Origin of the sequence: Paenibacillus sp. OV219, from assembly GCF_900110075.1 — a bacterium.
Lineage (GTDB): Bacteria > Bacillota > Bacilli > Paenibacillales > Paenibacillaceae > Paenibacillus_Z.
In genome coordinates, this window is record NZ_FOCJ01000010.1 from 176,050 (window position 1) to 193,135 (window position 17,086).

A 17,086-nucleotide genomic window follows, 5' to 3' on the forward strand; every position below is an offset into this window, starting at 1 on the left:
ACAGCAGCGACAAATGGTAATTAAATTTGCGAAATTTACTTCGAATTGAAATCTTTTATTTCAATTTACTGCTATCTTTATCGAAAAATCAGATTTATTGACTAATATGACAACATGCGGCGGGAAGGTGTCCGGATGAAGATTAGATTCGGGGGAGCATTGAAAGAAAGCAATCAGCCGTGCACAATGCGAGACGGCATCGTCCTGTATGCGGATATTTATCGGCCGGACGATGATAGGCTTTATCCGGTGCTCTTGATGAGGCAGCCTTACGGAAGAACGCTTGCTTCCACGGTCACCCAAGCCCATCCGGTTTGGTACGTCAGGCAAGGGTTCATTGTGGTTATTCAAGACGTAAGAGGCCGCGGCGATTCGGGAGGGGCCTTCGATCCGTTCATACATGAAGCCGATGACGGCTACGATGCTGTCGAATGGGCAGCAGGCTTGCCTGGCTCGAATGGATGCGTAGGAATGTATGGCTTCTCCTATCAAGGGTTCACTCAGTGGGCTGCGGCTTCGGTCAGTCCGCCTTCGTTGAAGGCGATTGCTCCTGGGATGTGCGGCGCGGATCTCTACAGGGGAATGTTCTACCCGCAAGGTAGATTCGCGGTATTCGAGCATGTGCCTTGGGGATTTCAATTGGCAAGAGACAGCGCCCGGAGGGTCGGCGGCGAAGCTGCAATCGAGGCATACACGACAAGAATTCGCCGGAAGACACCAGATGAGCATCTATACCCGTTGCCGGAAGACGGAAGCCATCCGATATTGAAAGGCTACTTCCCGCAATATGAGGAGTGGTATTCCCATAGCACTTACGATGCGTATTGGGAAAGCCGCAATTGGATGAATGCCCTCCGGGAACGGTCGGTTCCGACGTTTCTGATCGGCGGCTGGTACGACGTATTCCTGATGGGGACGCTGCTCGATTATGAGGCACTGCGAGGAAGGGAACGTGCGGGTAATGGGGTGCTCAGGCTAATGATTGGGCCTTGGGATCACATCCCGTGGGGTCGATATGCCGGCGGACGAGATCACGGACCTGAAGCAGATGGGCGGATTCACGAACAACAGGCTGCTTGGTTCCGCTACTGGCTGAAAGGGCCAGAGGAACGGTCAATCGAGTCTCCTCTCTTGGCGGATGCAGAAGTGACGTACTTCGAGAGAGGGAGCGCGGCATGGCGTTCCATCCCTTCTGCCTCCCCGTTCACGGACGGAGCAAGGAGGCTGCGATACGAGCTGCAGGGTGGCGAGAGACCATCGAACGGCGCGCTGGGAAGCGGCCGACTGAAAGAAATGGCGGCCTCCGGTAGTGGGACAGAGGCGAAAGACGATATTCGTGAGAAGGAAGCGAATGGATGCGATGTATTCGTCTATGATGCCCGGATGCCGATGGTTGTGGAAAGCTATCAGCCAATCGATCGCAGCGCGCAGCAAGACCGAAATGAAATCTTGGTTTATACCTCGTCGCCTGCAAACAAAAAGTTCAGAATATTCGGTAAACCAAGCGTAAAAGCACAGTACCAGCTGATCGGGGGACCAACCGATCTTGTCGCGATACTAAGTCTCGTTCGGCCGGACGGCTCTGCCGAGTTTCTGACCGCGGGCAGGACGGAAATTAGCGAAGAAGCCGGTGAGAGCGGCAGTTGGGGGCAAGCGACAGTCGAGCTTCGCCCGCTGGCGTTCGAGCTTGCGGAAGGTGAGGTAATTCGGCTGGAGCTCACAGGCAGCGCATATCCGCTATTCGCTATCCATCCAAATGGCTGCCCGCCGGACGTGCTGCACGAAGCCGAAGCGGACGTTCTAAAGATGGCGACGGTCGCCATTGGATACGGAACGGAGGGTGGCTCTTGGCTGCAGTTGCCCCTCATCGATGACGAAGGAGGACAATGAGCATGATTCGAATCGGATACGGGCGCAACGATTGGAAGGTATCGGCGCATTCGGCTGATCTTAGGAGATCTCCGCAATCGGAACAAACCGCAACGGTTGAAGCCGCTCCCCAGTCCGTCACGCTTGATATGAGCCGAACGGCTGTCATCGTCGTCGACATGCAGAACGATTTCTGCTCGCCGGGAGGCTGGCTTGATTTCATCGGAGCCGATTACGCTCCGCTTCGCGAACCGGTTGAGAGGCAGAACCGTTTCTTGTCGCAAATGCGGCGGGAGAGTATCCCAGTCATCTGGCTGAACTGGGGTAACCGCCCGGATCGGCTGAACCTTAGCCCATCCGTCCTGCACGTGTACAACGGAACGGGAGCTGGCATCGGCATCGGCGAAACGCTGCCAGGTAATAGCTCCAAGGTGCTCGAGAAGGGAAGCTGGGGGGCGGAGATTCTGGAGGAGCTCGAGGTCGGGCCCGAAGACATTCGAGTAGATAAGTACCGGATGAGCGGCTTCGTTGACACGCCGCTGGACAGCATCCTGCGCAATCTGCGGGTGGATACGATTCTGTTCGCCGGCGTTAATCTCGATCAATGCGTCATGGCGACGCTGCAGGACGCCGTGAACGCCGGCTACGATGCGCTGCTGCTGAAAGACTTGTGTGCCACGAACTCGCCTGGATATTGCATTGAAGCGACGTATTACAACGTCAAGCAGTGTTACGGCTTCCTGACGGATTCCGAGGCAGTATTACGAGCTCTCGAAACGACTATTTCATGCTCATGAAGGGGAGGAAGTCCATCCTATGATGACTATGCCTATGATTGCGGGCCGTTTCGACGAAAGCCCGGTTTACAAAATTTCTCCCTCCGACAGCAACAAGTTCGTGCTCCTCTGCGACGGCACACAAGTTCCATTCGTCTCCGTCGTGGAAATATTCGATGTTGGCGGACAGACTCCGCCGAACGAGCACGCCGAAGCATATGAGTACTTCTATGTGCTTCACGGGGAGGGTATCGCATCGGTCGGGGACGCAAGCATCCCGATCCGCCAAGGCACCTATTTCATCGTTAGTCCCGGAGAGATGCATCAGGTCCGTAACACGGGGGATTCACGATTGTATGTACTGACGACGATGGTCCCGGATGAGAAGTTCTCCGATCTGATCAAATCAGGTCCTGCGGCTTCGCTTGACGATGAGGATCTGCGGGTGCTGTCAGCACTTCGCTGATCGAATGCTAATCGGTAAGAAATAGCCTCCGGTGCTTTTCAGAGTAGAAGGGAGACCGAATATGAAGGATGTGCATCGCGCTTTCATCGACGCTAGCGTTAAGGCAGAACCGACTGGAGACGGGGTGCTGGACGGCATGACCTTCGCCGTTAAGGATGTGTTCCACGTCAGGGGACATGCGAATGCCGCGGGCAATCCGGACTGGTTGCGAACTCATCCAAGCGCAGAGCGCCACGCCGCCGTGATCGAGCGGCTGCTCGCAGCCGGCGCTACGTTGACCGGAGTAACCCATACCGATGAGCTGATGTACAGCTTGAACGGGGAAAATGTCCATTACGGAACGCCGGTCAATCCGGCGGATCCGGAGCGTATTCCCGGCGGCTCGTCCAGCGGCTCGGCTGTCGCGGTCGCAGGCGGCTACGTCCGCTTCGCTATTGGGACGGACACTGGCGGATCCGTACGGGTGCCTGCATCCTATTGCGGAATATACGGCTTCCGGCCGACGCATGACGCTGTTTCCTTGGAGGGGGTCATTCCCCTTGCGCCAAGCTTCGATACCGTCGGCTGGTTTGCTCGCGATGCACAGACGCTGCGAGCGGTCGGTCAAGCACTCCTCCTAAGAGAACCGGAGCGCGTGAGTGGCGCTGATATCGCTCCTTCCAGTCCGTTCCGGCGCCTCATATTCGCGCAGGATGCATGGGAATTGGTGCAGCGCGAGACGACGGACGCATGGGCGGCTACATTGGCCCGTCTGGAGGCCGAATTCGGGAACCGGACCTCGGAGATCATCGCTCCGGAAGGATTGGCAGAATGGATGACGAACTTCCGCGTGCTGCAAGGACTTGAAATTCGCAGAGCCCACGGCGCTTGGATTGAAGATGTACAGCCGCTCTTCGCCCCTGACATTGCGGGGCGCATGGAATGGACCCGGCATCTTCGGCTGGAGGAGGAAGCGCCGGCGCGCAGGCAACGAGAGGAGCGGCGAGCGCGGCTTGCGGAGCTGCTCGGAGATGACGCGATTCTGGTCGTGCCGACAGCGCCGGGGGCTGCGCCGCGGATCGGCGAGGAATACGAAGTGCTGGAGCGCTACCGCTATCGGTTGCTGCAGTTGACGGCGATATCCGGATTGGCGGGGCTCCCCCAGCTTACGATTCCAGGCGCGAACGCATCCGGTCTTCCGATCGGGCTGTCGTTTATCGCGCCTGCGGGGTTCGACCGGGAATTGCTGAATTGGGCCGTGCAGCTCGATGAGAAAAGAGGGAATTCATATGATACTGGCCACGCTGTGTGACGGAGAACTAGAGGAGGCGGCCGTTCAAGCCCCTCACGGATGGATAAAGCTCTCCCGTATTAATGAAGCGTTCGAAGCGAATTGGCCCCTGCAAATCGGGGAGCTTATCGCCAGCGGCAGGTGGGAAGCTCTCTCCAGCTGGTATAAGGAGGAAGGGGAGGCACGGCTGCTGCTGGAAGTGGAAGCCGTGCCGGAAACGGAGGTCGCGTTCGGGCTTCTCTACCGGAATCCCCGCAAAATTTGGGGAATCGGCATGAACTATCGCCCGTCTGGAGAGCCGCCGGCTCCCCCGGACCCGGGCGAAGAGCCGGTCAGCTTTATGAAACCGGACACGACGCTGATCGGACCTGGCGAGCCCGTACGCTTGCCGAGGCAAGCGGAGCGCGTCACTGCTGAAGCGGAGCTCGCCATCGTCATTGGCAAGGTATGCCGGAACGTGAGCGAGGAAGAGGCGCCTGATTATGTGGCAGGATTCGCGACGGCGCTGGACATGACGGCGGCTGACATTCATGAGATGAACCCCCGCTATCTTACGCGAGCCAAAAGCTTCGATACGTTCCTGAGCATCGGTCCGCAATTGCTGACAGTGGGCGAGATAGAGGATGTGCATAAGCTGGAGATCTCGACCGTATTAAACGGGACAGAGGTCCATCGCAATACCGTCTCGCAAATGCGTTTTCGCCCCTGGTGGATCGTCGCGTTTCATTCTCGGGTCATGACGCTTCTGCCCGGGGACATTATTCTAACCGGTACACCGGGGCCTGTCATCATTCGTGCGGGCGACGAAGCGCAAGGCTGGATTGAAGGCTTTCTGCCGCTGATCAATCCGGTAGCTGCCGACTAAAAAGGAGGAGCTCTGCCATGTTTACTCGCAATATCGGAAAAGCGTGGGACACCCACTTCCTGCCTCGGCTGAGCCGCAAGCAGGTCGCGGAGCTCGACAAGGAGGACGCTGTCGTCGTCCTGCCGATCGGCGCCGTCGAACAGCACGGGCCCCACTTGCCGACGTATACCGACACGCTTATTAATGAAAGCTTCTTGACCTGCGGATTCGAAGCGCTGCCGGATGATGCGCCGGTCTGGCTGCTGCCTCCATTGCCTTATGGCAAGAGTACGGAGCATCTCGGTCATCCCGGCACCATCTCGCTGTCCGCGTCGACATTGATGGCCGTGCTGATGGATATCGCCAAGAGCTTGCAGCTCAGCGGATTCCGCAAATTGGTCTTTTATAATACCCACGGTGGAAACGTCGACCTGCTGAACATGATGGGACGCGACATTCGCAAGGAAACCGGACTTATTGTCTATCAATTGCATGTGAATGCTACGGCCGATCCCGAGGTGCTGCAATACCGGGAGCCGACGCTGGATATTCACGGCGGGGAAGTCGAGACCTCACTCGTGCTCGCAGTGAGAAAGCATTGGGTAGCTATGAATGAGGCTCCCGACGAAATCCCGAATTTGCCAACCTCGCCGCTGCTGCAATTTCGGTCGAAGGCCTTCGCCTGGGTCATGAGCGATATTTCGGAATCCGGCATCGCGGGCAACGCAAGGCTCGCGGATGCGGAATACGGAGAACTGCTGCTGCGGCGAGGAGGTCTGGCGATGGCGGCTGCACTGCTGGAGCTGGCCAGCTTTGATATGGGCAGTCTGAAGAAGTAGGCTATTCACTTTAAGAGGCGGGGGGCGGTTCGAATGGAGCTGTTGGAAAGCAGGGTCGCCGATACCGAAATCGGCACGAATCATGAATCGTTCGTACGGATGCAAAGCTTATCCAAGATATATCCGAACGGAACAGTCGCACTGCAGGAAGTGAATCTGAATTTGACCAAGGGAGAGTTCGTCTCCTTCGTCGGCCCTTCCGGCTGCGGCAAATCGACCATCTTTAAGCTCATTTCGGGGCTGAGCGAGCCGACCTCGGGGCAGCTTGAAATTCTCGGCAAGTCGCCGAAGGATGCCCGTAAAGAGAATAGCACGGCTTTCGTCTTTCAGGAGCACACCCTGCTGCCGTGGTCGTCCGTCATTGAGAATGTAATGCTTCCGCTTAAATTGCGGGGCGATTCGAAAAAGACGCGCAAGGAAGAAGCGGAGCGGGTCCTGGAGCTCGTCGGGCTGAAGGACTACACGAAGGCACTGCCTCGCATGCTGTCCGGCGGCATGAAGATGCGCGTGTCGATTGCGCGGGCGCTCGTGTCCAAGCCGAAGCTGCTGCTGATGGATGAGCCGTTCGGCGCCCTGGACGAAATTACGAGGCAGACGCTTCAGGACGAATTGCTGGCTATCTGGGAGAAAGAGAAGGCCATGACAGTGCTGTTCGTCACGCATAACGTGTTCGAAGCGGTGTTTCTATCGACGCGGGTCGTCGTCATGACGCCTCGTCCGGGCAAGGTGTCAGACATCGTTCCAATCGACGTCTCGTTTCCCCGGGATGTGGACTTCCGCACGACAGCTCGTTTCGGGGAGCTCGTGCGGAGCGTATCCGGCGCTTTAAAACATTAGAAGGCAGGTGGAGAGCGTGGGTAAAGGATGGGAGAGCGACGTTGCCGAGCTGCTTGGAGAGAAGAAGCTGGTACTGGATTCATCTGCGGTCGAGAAGCTGTCGAAGGACTATTACTGGTACTCCCCGGTTCTGGATGCAAAGCTGAGAGGGAAAATCGCCGATGGCGCCGTAAAGGCGGATAGCGAGGAGGATGTTGCGAAGACGCTCGCGTACGCTTACGCACATCGGATTCCGATCACGCCTCGAGGTGCCGGAACCGGGAACTACGGGCAGGCTGTGCCGCTAGAAGGAGGCATATTGCTCGACGTCAGCGGGCTCAACAAGATTGTCGAGATCGGTAACGGCTACGCTCGCTGCCAGTGTGGAGTGAAGCTCGGCGTGCTGGAAAAAGCGGTTCGTGAATCCGGTCAGGAGCTCCGCATTTACCCGAGCACGCTTATGGTCGCCACGATCGGAGGGTTTATTAGCGGAGGCTCCGGCGGCATTGGCTCAATTACTTGGGGCAATCTCTGGGATGGCAACGTTCTTGAAGCGACGATTTATACGATGGAGCAGTCGCCCAAGAGGGTTATTGTGTCGGGGACGGAGGTGCAGGATTACATCCACAGCTATGGAACGACAGGCATTGTAACCGAGGTTGTCATTCCTCTGGCGCCTGCAAGGTTGTGGCAAGAATCCATCTGTCAGTTCGACAGTTTGGAGGAGGCTGCGCTCTTCGGCAACGCCGTCGCGCACGACGTCTCCATTCCGAAACGGATGGTCAGCCTTAGCGAGTGGCCGCTGCCGAGCTATTTCACACCGCTCGCGAAGCAGCTGGAGAAAGGATCCGCTGCAGTATTGCTGGAGACGGAAGAAGGCTATCTGGAGGCGGTATCGGCTCACGCGAAACAGGCTAACGGAAGAATGGGCTACGTGAAGGACTCCTCGCAATATCGCAAAGGCATCAGCTTGTCCGATTTTACATGGAATCACACGACGCTATGGTCGCTGCGCGCCGATCCGAGCTATACGTACTTGCAGTCGGGCTTTTCGGCCACGAGTTTCATGGATCAGATCGCTTCGATTAAAGGCAAATTCGGTGACGAAGTGCTGCTTCATATGGAATGGATGATGGCGGGAGGCGTCATCTTCCCGATTGCTCTGCCAGTCATCCGGTATTCGACCGAGGAGCGGCTCTACGAAATCGTCGCGTACTTCGAAACGATTGGGGTGTCGGTATCCGATCCGCATACCTGGACCGTCAGCCCCCGCAGCACGACCTACGGGGGTATGGTTGAACGGAAGAGAGTCAACGATCCGCTCGGTCTGCTGAATCCGGGCAAGCTTGTTGCCGATCCGGCGGACTAACTAGAAGGAGGTTAAGCGCATGGAAAAAACGATCACCGATATGAGAATCGTGGGCAGCGAGTATTCACCGCCGAAGAACGCTACAATCCGGCGTGAATGGTTGAGGAAAGCGATAGGGTACTCGCCGTCGCTCGCGGCTTTTATCATATTCGTTGGAGGCTGGGAGTGGATTTGCCGGTTATTCGACGTTCCGATCTTCCTTGTGCCGAGGCCGACGGACATCGTGAGATCCGCGGTGGAGAACGGGTCTAGTCTTCTCGCTTCGCTGTGGACGACCGCCTATGAGACACTGATCGGCTTTATTTTAAGCTTCATTCTAGGTGTCTTGGGAGCGGTGCTGCTGGCGAGCTCCAAATGGGTGGAAAAAAGTGTGTACCCCTATGCGATCATCCTGCAGACGATTCCAATCATCGCGATTGCCCCGATCATCGTCATCTGGTTTGGAGCCGGATTTAACGCCATCGTGTTTATTACATTCCTTATCGGCTTCTTCCCGATGCTGTCGAACACGCTGATCGGCCTTAACTCGACCGACCACAATATGAAAAACCTGTTCTTCCTCTATAATGCTTCTCCTTTCCAAATGATGTGGAAGCTGCGGTTTCCGGCCGCAATGCCGTATATGCTCGCAGGTCTCAAAATCTCAGCTACCCTGTCCGTAATCGGGGCGATCGTCGGCGAATACATGGCAGGCGTAGGAGGCAGCAAAGGCGGTCTCGGATACGCGATCACAGTGGCAGCCGTACGGATGAATACGTCGTATCTGTTCGCTTGCGGACTGTCGGCATCCCTCATGGGCATCACCTTCTACCTCATTGTGAATCGAATTTCCAAGCTGCTTCTTAGCTCCTGGCACGAGTCCGAGCTAGGGAGGGATAACTGATGCGCGCAGGTAAGCTCCACATCGTAAACGCGCGCTTGCCGCTTAACGGGGACGACCGCTGGTACGAGCTGATTGCGGAGGACGGAAGATGGATATCAGTCGTCGCAAGTACAGAGAAAACCGTCCGACACGATGCGGTTTCGATCGCATCGAAGGAAGCGATCGGTGCGGACGGCCGGGCTGCCTCCGCTGTGGATCTCGAAGGCCGAATCGCGGTGCCGGGCTTTGTCGACATGCATATGCATTTGGACAAAGCGTTATCGCTCCCGCGGGTGGGTAATGCATCAGGTACGCTTTTGGAGGCGATTTCCAACTACGGGCAGCATGTGGATCGCTTTTCCAAGGAGGAAATCCGCGAGCGTATTATCCGCACGGCCAAGATGGGATTACGGCATGGCACGGTGCATATGCGGACGCACTTGGATATGCATGCCTGGCTCGGCAGGGACATCATGTTCCGAACCGTGGAGGCAGCGCTGGAAGCGAAGGAGGCGCTCAAGGGACATGTCCAGCTGCAACTGTTCCCGATGCTGTCGTTCGGGCAAGTGCCGCGCGAGACCGCGGAGCTAGCTAAGGAGCTGATCGGGCTTGGGATGGATGGAATCGGCGGCTGTCCGCATTTGAACGAGGATCCAGAGGCAGACATCCGCCATCTGTTCGATATTGCGACGCGCCTCGATGTGCCGATCGATTTGCACGTTGACGAAAGAGACGATCCGTTCGTCCGCACGGTCATTCCGATCGCTCGGATGACGAGGGAGTATGGCTACGAAGGCCGCGTAACGGCAGGCCATCTGTGTTCACTCTCCAGCATGCCGAGCAGCGAAGCTAGGCCAATCATCGAAGAGATGGCCCGCGCGAAGGTCGGGGCGGTGACGCTTCCGGCTGCCAACCTGTATTTGCAAGGCAGGGCCGATGACGGTCCGATTCGAAGGGGGGTGACCAGAGTTAAGGAGCTGCTGGAAGCGGGCGTCGCCACGGCGGCGGCATCGGATAACATACGAGATCCGTTCCATCCCTTCGGAAAGGGGGATCTGGCGCAGATCGCCTTGTTAACCGCCTATGCCGCTCAAATGGGGTCTGCGGACGATCCGGACGTATTGCTTCGCATGATCACTGTAACGCCCGCCTCCCTGATGGGACTAACGGCGTCGTACGGTATCCGTGAAGGATGCTCGGCCGATCTGGCCGTTCTGGACGCCGCGAACGCCGAGCAGTTGTTGGTTGAGGGATCTCCGTCCCGCTGGGTGGCTGTTCAAGGTCGATGGGTCAGCGCGTTGGTACAGGAAGACCGTTTGGAGCTTGGCATGAGGCTTGAATAGGGTTTGGGTCATGAATCGAAACGCATGCTAACCTATAGAGAAAAGTGGAGGGAAAAAAGATGACTAAACATGAATTCCGTACTGTGAGGTTCTCAAAAAGCTCAATTCCGTTCTTAATCGTTCTTATGCTTACACTTCTCGTTTCGGCTTGTTCTTCCAACAATAACACGAATTCTTCGCAGGAAGCAGCGGCAACGGCTTCGAACGAAACGGCTTCAAACGAAGCGGCCTCGTCCGATACGTCTTCCACATCGACATCCTCCACATCCGAATCATCTGAAAAGGCGCTTATCCCGATCACCCAAATTACGAATTGGTATGCGCAAGCCGAGCATGGCGGCAACTACACTGCTTTGGCTAAAGGCTTCTACAAGGACGCCGGCTTCGACATGACGATTACCCCGGGAGTCAACGTGTCGGGAACGCAGCTTCTCCTCTCGGGCAAAGCCCAATTCGCTATGAGCTCTAGCGACGAGGTGTTGGTCGCCCGGGATCAGGGCATTCCGGTCGTCGCTATTCTAGGCACGTTCCAGAAGAGTCCGCAGTCGTTCACTTATCATGAGGGGCAAGGCATTAAGAGTATCGAGGATTTGAACGGGCGGACGGTGTACGTCAGCAACGGCATAACCTATTGGGAGTTTTTGAAGAAGAAATTCGATCTGAGCAAGACGAAGCAAATGAAATATAATTACGAGCTTGCTTCCTTCATGGCCGACGACAAATCAGTGGTGCAAAGCTACATCACGGCCGAGCCGTATGTCCTGGACCAACAGGGCGTAAAAGTCGGAAGTCTGCTAATCGCGGATTACGGCTATTCGCCTTACGCTAATGTGATGATTACGACTGAGTCTTTCCTGAAGGAGCATCCGGATGAGGTGCAGGCATTCGTCGACGCGACGATAAAAGGATGGGACTATTATAAGGATCATTCGGATGAAATCAACCCTAGCATATTGAAGGAAAATCCGGATGAGTCGCTCGATCGGTTCGCCTACAGTTCGAAAGCGCTGCAGCCGCTAGTTTACGGAGGAGACGCTGAAACTAAGGGCGTGGGCACAATGACGACGGAGCGTTGGGAAGAAATGAACAAACAGCTGCTCGACCTCGGCGTCATCAAGAAATCCCAAGACGTTTCCAAGGCATTCACGGATGAGTTCGTCGAGAAGGCGAATGCCGCTAAATAAAAGGGGTTCACTCCAATAACCGGGGAAATGTAATAGAGGCTGTTCCTAAAGGTCGAACGTGACCCAATGGATCAGCCTCTTCTGTCTGGCAAAAAGTCGATAGAGGATCATATAGATGTGTTCGTTGGCAGATCGTCTTAGTTTTTCCCCATATCCTCCAAGAAGGATACCGCTTTCAGATGTACAGTAGAAGTATATTCTAAAGCGTGAAGGGGCGTTTCATAGATGATCATTTCGAAGATGCAAATTAGCGAAGATAAGGTGCGATTTTACCGGGAAAATGGCTTTGTTCAAATTGATAACGTGCTGTCGCCGGAGGAGCTGGAGGAGCTTCGCCAGCATATGGACGAGACGATGAACGCGCAGGGCGGACGTGGTGTTCAAACGTCTGAAGCGGGGGGCGCTTATTTCAAAGTGCTGAATCAGCGAGTGAACACATGGCGCGATCACGGCGGCATGGCGCGGTTCGTGCTAGGCGAGCGCTTCGCGGACTTGGGCAAGCAGCTGACCGGCTTTGACGGCATTCGGCTGTTCCACGATCATGCACTGCTGAAGATGCCTGGCGATTCAAAGGTGACGCCGTGGCATCAGGACCGTCCGTATTGGCCGATCGAGGGCGACAAGCCGATGATCGCGTTCTCGATCTGGGTCGCGCTCGACGACGTCGATGAGCATAATGGCTGCATGATGTTCGTGCCGAAGTCGCAGAAGATCCGCAACTTGAAAGGCGTTGATCTTGTCACGCCTGAAGATATTTTTGAGCAGGAAGGCGCGAAGGAGCTTGACCGCAATACGGCGGTCATTTGCCGCATGAAAGCAGGCAGCTGCACGTTCCATGACGGCATGACGTTCCACTTCGCACATGCGAATTCGACCGACAAGCCGCGTCGGGCGCTTGCGATTATTTTCTTGGAGGACGGTACGCGGTATAGCGGAGCGGGTCATATTATAACTGATGGTCTTGGATTTGAGCCGGGAGATCAGCTTGGCGGAGGACTGCTGCCGAAGCTGGCGTAATAATAGCCGTTCATGTTACTCGTTCTGACACGCAATTGTAATGGAACTGCAATGCCATTTTCATCTTGTTTTAATCTTCAGTCTCTATAATAAGACTCAACCCCCTATTATATATATTCTTTTAAGACCCGCGGCCCGTTGCCAGCGGGTCTCCTTTTTTTTGTAAGGTGGGAAGCCTCGGCCTTCGCTCCTGAGACTTTCTAGAGAAGCTTCGGCCTTTCGCCTTTACGCTCTGCTCTGTTACTGTACGCCCGCCACTTTACGGACGGCGAGAACGACATCGGATACATCCTCTTCCGTCATCCGCTGATGCAGTGCGATGGCGATGGCGCGTCCGAGCCAGTTCAGCGTGTTAGGGCACATATCCTGTGAATATTGCGCGTTGCCCTTATAGCTTGCGCAAGTCCAGGGATTATCGTGTTCGGAAACGCCGCGTTTGTCTAACACATACGACCAGTTCGTATAGATATGCCGGTCGGCAAAGCCGTTATTGCTGATTGTGCCATTCGGGATGCCTTCCGCCGCTAGGCGGGACGAGAAGCTTTGCGCATCATCCGCCGTATGCAGGTAGAAGACGAGGCTGTATGATACATCGCCTTCAGGATCTGGAATTCGTTGCAGCTGAATGGACGGAATGTCAGCAATGCCGCTCACGATCGCCTTCTTGATCTCCCGTAGCTTAGCGACTATCGGGTCGATCCGCTGGGACTGCGCAAGGGCGAGCGCTGCGTTTAATTCGCTGAGCCGGTAATTTTCGCCAGGAATGGCTTCATAATTCTGCTGGCGCTCGGTACCCCAGTAGACGAACGCAGAATCGTGGTAGATGCTGGCGCGCGAATAAATTCGGTCGTTTTTCGTCGTGACCATGCCGCCTTCTCCAGCCGTAACGAGTTTATATTGCTGGAAGCTGAAGCAGCCTGCATCGCCCATGGAGCCGAGCGGCTTGCCTTGATACGAGCCGCCGTTCGCTTGGGCGACATCTTCAATGACGGTGAGTCCGTGCGCTCTGGCAATGTCCATAATTTCGTCCATCTGACAAGGAACGCCTCGCATATGGACAGGAATGACTGCCTTCGTGTGCGGCGTAATGGCCGCCTCGAAGCTTGCCGGATCCATCGTTAGCGTGTCGTCGACTTCTACGATGACCGGAACGGCGCGAGCCGCGAGCACAGCCGCAGCAGTCGCGATGTACGTGTAACCGGGCACGATGACTTCATCGCCCGGACCGATGTCTGCGCCGACAAGTGCGGCGATAAGCGCGGAAGTGCCGGAATTGACCGCCAAGCAGTGGCGGGTCGAAACTCGCTGCCGATACAGATCCTCTAGCTTAAACGCCTCGGAATTCTCGATATCTTTTCCTGTGTAGCGAAATACCCGTTTCTTGTCCAGCACCCGCATGACGTATTCTTTCTCCAGCTCGCTGAATTCCTCCGTGCTAATAAAACCGAAATCCCACGGCTTCGTGCGCACAGGCCCTGAATTTGTCGTCGTCATCCTCATCGCTCTCCTCTCTGCGACCCGTTAGCTTGATGCTGACGAGCGCATTGCCTTCCATGTAGGAGCTGAACCGATTCATCTGATGATCTCTAGCGTTGCGTTGTTGCGGTTGTTGCGTTGTACCTTCCTTGACGATTCACACGCTCACGATCATGGCGAGACCTCTTTAATTAGTTCCTCCGCTTCGCGAAGAAACACGGAACAAGCTTCTTCACTGTAAGGCGAAGCGTTTAGCTCATAGCCGCCGAGACCATCCGTGAACGCCTCCGGCGATGGAAGATAGCTGGTGTATCCGTTCGACACGCCGGATAATACGAGCCTCTGCGAGGAGCAGCGCTCTCTTAGACGGCTAGCGTAGCTGCCGAACACTTCGCAGGAGGAAGAGAGCAGTACAATATCTCCGAGACGAAGCGCGCGGAGCTCTGTATCCACTTGCTGAACGGGGTACCCTTCCTGTGCCTTAAGAGAGGTGATTCGCGAGGCGCCTGCGAGCGGATGCTCAGGTACGGGCTGCAGACGTCCGGCTGTCTCGGCAATGCTCATGTAAAGTTGATCCGCGAGGCTCGTAACGAGCGGGTAGGTGTCTTCCATGATGGCGAAAGAAAAGCCCTTCGGCCCGATATCGCCCGAGAAGCCTTGCAGGAAAAGCGAGACGAACCCGCCGCCGTAATGCTGTTCCAGTCTTGCCATCGCAAGTCCGACCATTTCCGGTGACACGCGATTCCGTGGGTTGTTCACCGACGTAGGGTGAACGGCGCAGTTCACGATACCTCCGAGCGGCATGCCCTCCGGTGTCTCCAACATCAGGAAGTGCATGGAGCGCTCGACGGGCAGCGACTCATTCGGAGCAAGCTTCGGCCGCCGATTAACGGATATTCCGCAGCTGCCTTCCGCTGCCCTTAGCCTGACAGGCTGAAGCTCGTTAGTAAGCTGGATAAGCTTCTCAGTAACTCTGTTCGTGTACTTCTCTCCGAACTGTTCGGGTGCCGAATGTGTGTGCGTCGCATGCACGGATACGCACTGCTCCGTCGTTCCCGCCGCTATACTCCAGGCCCCGCGTGTGCCTTCAGGAAATGTATTCCGAAACTCGCGGAATTCACCGGTCTTTCCTTGCGAGTGGCGTGCTAGAAAAGGCTGTTCATTCGCGAGGCAGCAGTCGAAGGAGACGAGAACATGCCGGGAGCGACCATCGTCTAAGAGGAGTAATCTGGCGAATAAATCGTCTTGCACATCGTCCGGCGGCTGTGCGATGAACATATCGGGATCGTAGCCCTGAAGCGGTGCCCGTTCCTCTGGCGTTACGCATACTTTTCCAAAAGCGGCTCTTAGCATCGGTACTCTCCTCATTGGCATGTTAGAGTTAAGATGTCTAATTAATTCAATAAGTAAATTATATAAACGAACAAACATCTTGTAAATAGACTAAGATCAAAAAAATGCAGTCTATTCGAACGGGATGGGAGGCTTCGTAGGAATACGGTCAGGAGGCATTGAACATCATGCCATACGGGAGAAGATAAGTGGAGATGTAGAAGGGAGACGGTCGGAGTGGAGTGGGGGGAGAACGTAAGCGGAGCAGAGGCACGAGGGCGTATCCCCGTGCACCTGCACCTGTCATCAAGAGTTAAAAAAGAAACGACGATGCAGCTAAAGTAAGCGAGCCCATGAGCCCTTCGTTGTTGCCGAACGAGCTCACTTCAGGCCGCAGCCCTACAGTGGCAAACCGGTTGGCGCGCAGCAATATTGTCCGTTTCGTCTCTTCTAGCACGAGCGGAAGCTGCTCAGCAACCGCGCCACCGATATAAACCGCCTCGGGATTGAACAAATTGACGAGATTGCTAAGCGCGATGCCGAGCGCTTTGCCGGCGTTCAGACAGATATCAATCGCAACCTTATCACCTAGGGCATAAGCCTCGACAATTGATATCGATTTGTCACCTTGTCCTTGCCGGTAAGCCGCTTCCAATATCGGAAACGTAACCACGTTCTCCAGGCAGCCGTAGTTACCGCATCGGCAGCGTCCGGCGCTCTCGTCAACTGTCGTATGGCCGAGCAGTCCGCCGACATTGTGGTATCCCCGGAGCAAGCTGCCATTAATCATAATGCCAGCAACGATTCCGAAGCCGATATGGACGACGACAAAATCCTTCGAACCGCGCGCTTTTCCCTTCATTTTCTCTGCCAGAGCCATCGTCCTGCCGCCTTCGTCCAAATAAACGGGGCATTGAAACGCTGCCGACAGATGATCTGCAATGTGAAGGTTATCCCAGCCCGTCACGTTCGGGATGTTGACGATTCGCCGCAGCCCAGCGTCGACGATGCCGCTCACACCGATCCCAATCGCGTCGATAGCGCTACTGCCGGTCTCCTCGAGGAATGCAGCGATTTCTTGTGTCAAATGATCCAAGAGTGGCTCTTCGCCCGAGAAATGTGCGGTTTGAAATTGCTTGCGGTGCGTGATATTCAATCCATTATCGGAAACGGCCAGCCGTATGCTGAAGCTGCCGATGTCGATGCCGAGGTAGCGATACTTGCGCGGATTCGCGTACAGCAGCACCTCTTTACGCCCCAACCCTTTACCGATTCGCTCGCCTTCTTCGATTTGCTCTTGCTCTGTCAATGTTTTCGTAATCTTCGTCAAGCTCGCCTGCGACAAGCCCGACATTTCGGCTAACGCTTTACGGGAAATGCCGTCGCTGCCGTAAATGAGTCTCAGCACTTCCCTTTCCGATGGGTTCAATGTCATGGTGGACCCCTTTAATACGATATAGTTTATGATCTGAATTATATCATATGCCGGGACGCCATCGACACAAAGCAGCAAAGGCCGCCTCCGGGTTGATATGCTCCCCTTTAAGTAGACAGGTTTAATAAATAAACCGCTACTTGAAGGGGAGTTTTTTTGGTGTCCAAAAAGAATGAACACAACTCTAC

General features: G+C 55.5%; 15 protein-coding genes. 12 read left to right on the forward strand and 3 right to left on the reverse strand.

Translation table 11 applies throughout. The annotated features are described in order from the left end of the window. Nucleotides 1-135: 135 nt before the first annotated feature. The 12 genes from BMY11_RS22795 (at nt 136) to BMY11_RS22850 (ending at nt 12,655) form a co-directional block, all read left to right on the forward strand. Nucleotides 136-1,890, forward strand: a complete 1,755-nt coding sequence (locus BMY11_RS22795; protein ID WP_090581699.1) for a CocE/NonD family hydrolase — start codon at nt 136-138, stop codon at nt 1,888-1,890. A gap of 2 nt (nt 1,891-1,892) precedes the next feature. Then, nucleotides 1,893-2,666, forward strand: a complete 774-nt coding sequence (locus BMY11_RS22800; RefSeq protein WP_090581701.1) for a cysteine hydrolase family protein — start codon at nt 1,893-1,895, stop codon at nt 2,664-2,666. A gap of 19 nt (nt 2,667-2,685) precedes the next feature. Further along, entirely contained in the window at nt 2,686-3,111 is a 426-nt protein-coding gene (locus BMY11_RS22805; protein WP_177182783.1) for a cupin domain-containing protein, read from the forward strand. Between the two features lie 61 nt (nt 3,112-3,172). Further along, nucleotides 3,173-4,402 (forward strand): amidase, encoded by a 1,230-nt coding sequence (locus BMY11_RS22810; RefSeq protein ID WP_090581703.1) that lies wholly within the window; start codon nt 3,173-3,175, stop codon nt 4,400-4,402. Further along, entirely contained in the window at nt 4,380-5,246 is an 867-nt protein-coding gene (locus tag BMY11_RS22815) for a fumarylacetoacetate hydrolase family protein (protein WP_090581704.1), read from the forward strand. Before BMY11_RS22810 ends, BMY11_RS22815 begins: the two co-directional genes overlap by 23 nt. A gap of 17 nt (nt 5,247-5,263) precedes the next feature. Beyond that, nucleotides 5,264-6,064, forward strand: coding sequence for a creatininase family protein (locus BMY11_RS22820; protein WP_090581706.1), 801 nt, complete (start codon nt 5,264-5,266; stop codon nt 6,062-6,064). Between the two features lie 33 nt (nt 6,065-6,097). After that, complete coding sequence (locus tag BMY11_RS22825; protein ID WP_090581709.1) at nt 6,098-6,901, forward strand: ABC transporter ATP-binding protein; 804 nt, start codon at nt 6,098-6,100, stop codon at nt 6,899-6,901. A 16-nt stretch (nt 6,902-6,917) separates the two neighbouring features. Then, on the forward strand, nt 6,918-8,249 hold the full coding sequence (locus BMY11_RS22830; protein ID WP_090581710.1) for an FAD-binding oxidoreductase: 1,332 nt from the start codon (nt 6,918-6,920) through the stop codon (nt 8,247-8,249). A 19-nt stretch (nt 8,250-8,268) separates the two neighbouring features. After that, nucleotides 8,269-9,132, forward strand: coding sequence for an ABC transporter permease (locus tag BMY11_RS22835; RefSeq protein WP_090581712.1), 864 nt, complete (start codon nt 8,269-8,271; stop codon nt 9,130-9,132). After that, complete coding sequence (locus BMY11_RS22840; RefSeq protein WP_090581714.1) at nt 9,132-10,454, forward strand: amidohydrolase family protein; 1,323 nt, start codon at nt 9,132-9,134, stop codon at nt 10,452-10,454. The genes BMY11_RS22835 and BMY11_RS22840 overlap by 1 nt, the downstream gene beginning before the upstream one ends. Before the next feature lie 59 nt (nt 10,455-10,513). Further along, nucleotides 10,514-11,638 (forward strand): ABC transporter substrate-binding protein, encoded by a 1,125-nt coding sequence (locus tag BMY11_RS22845; RefSeq protein ID WP_090581716.1) that lies wholly within the window; start codon nt 10,514-10,516, stop codon nt 11,636-11,638. Nucleotides 11,639-11,863: 225 nt separating this feature from the next. Continuing rightward, nucleotides 11,864-12,655, forward strand: coding sequence for a phytanoyl-CoA dioxygenase family protein (locus BMY11_RS22850; RefSeq protein WP_090581718.1), 792 nt, complete (start codon nt 11,864-11,866; stop codon nt 12,653-12,655). 240 nt (nt 12,656-12,895) lie between these two features. On the opposite strand, the gene BMY11_RS22855 is transcribed toward BMY11_RS22850, so the two are convergent. The 3 genes from BMY11_RS22855 to BMY11_RS22865 form a co-directional block, all read right to left on the reverse strand. Further along, nucleotides 12,896-14,149 carry a DegT/DnrJ/EryC1/StrS family aminotransferase gene (locus BMY11_RS22855; RefSeq protein WP_177182784.1) on the reverse strand — a complete coding sequence of 418 codons (1,254 nt, stop codon included), beginning with the start codon at nt 14,147-14,149 and terminating at the stop codon, nt 12,896-12,898. A 153-nt stretch (nt 14,150-14,302) separates the two neighbouring features. Then, a complete protein-coding gene (locus BMY11_RS22860) occupies nt 14,303-15,484 on the reverse strand; it encodes a hypothetical protein (RefSeq protein WP_090581722.1) in 1,182 nt (393 codons plus the stop codon). A gap of 292 nt (nt 15,485-15,776) precedes the next feature. Continuing rightward, nucleotides 15,777-16,898, reverse strand: coding sequence for an ROK family transcriptional regulator (locus BMY11_RS22865; RefSeq protein WP_143069328.1), 1,122 nt, complete (start codon nt 16,896-16,898; stop codon nt 15,777-15,779). Nucleotides 16,899-17,086: the final 188 nt, after the last annotated feature.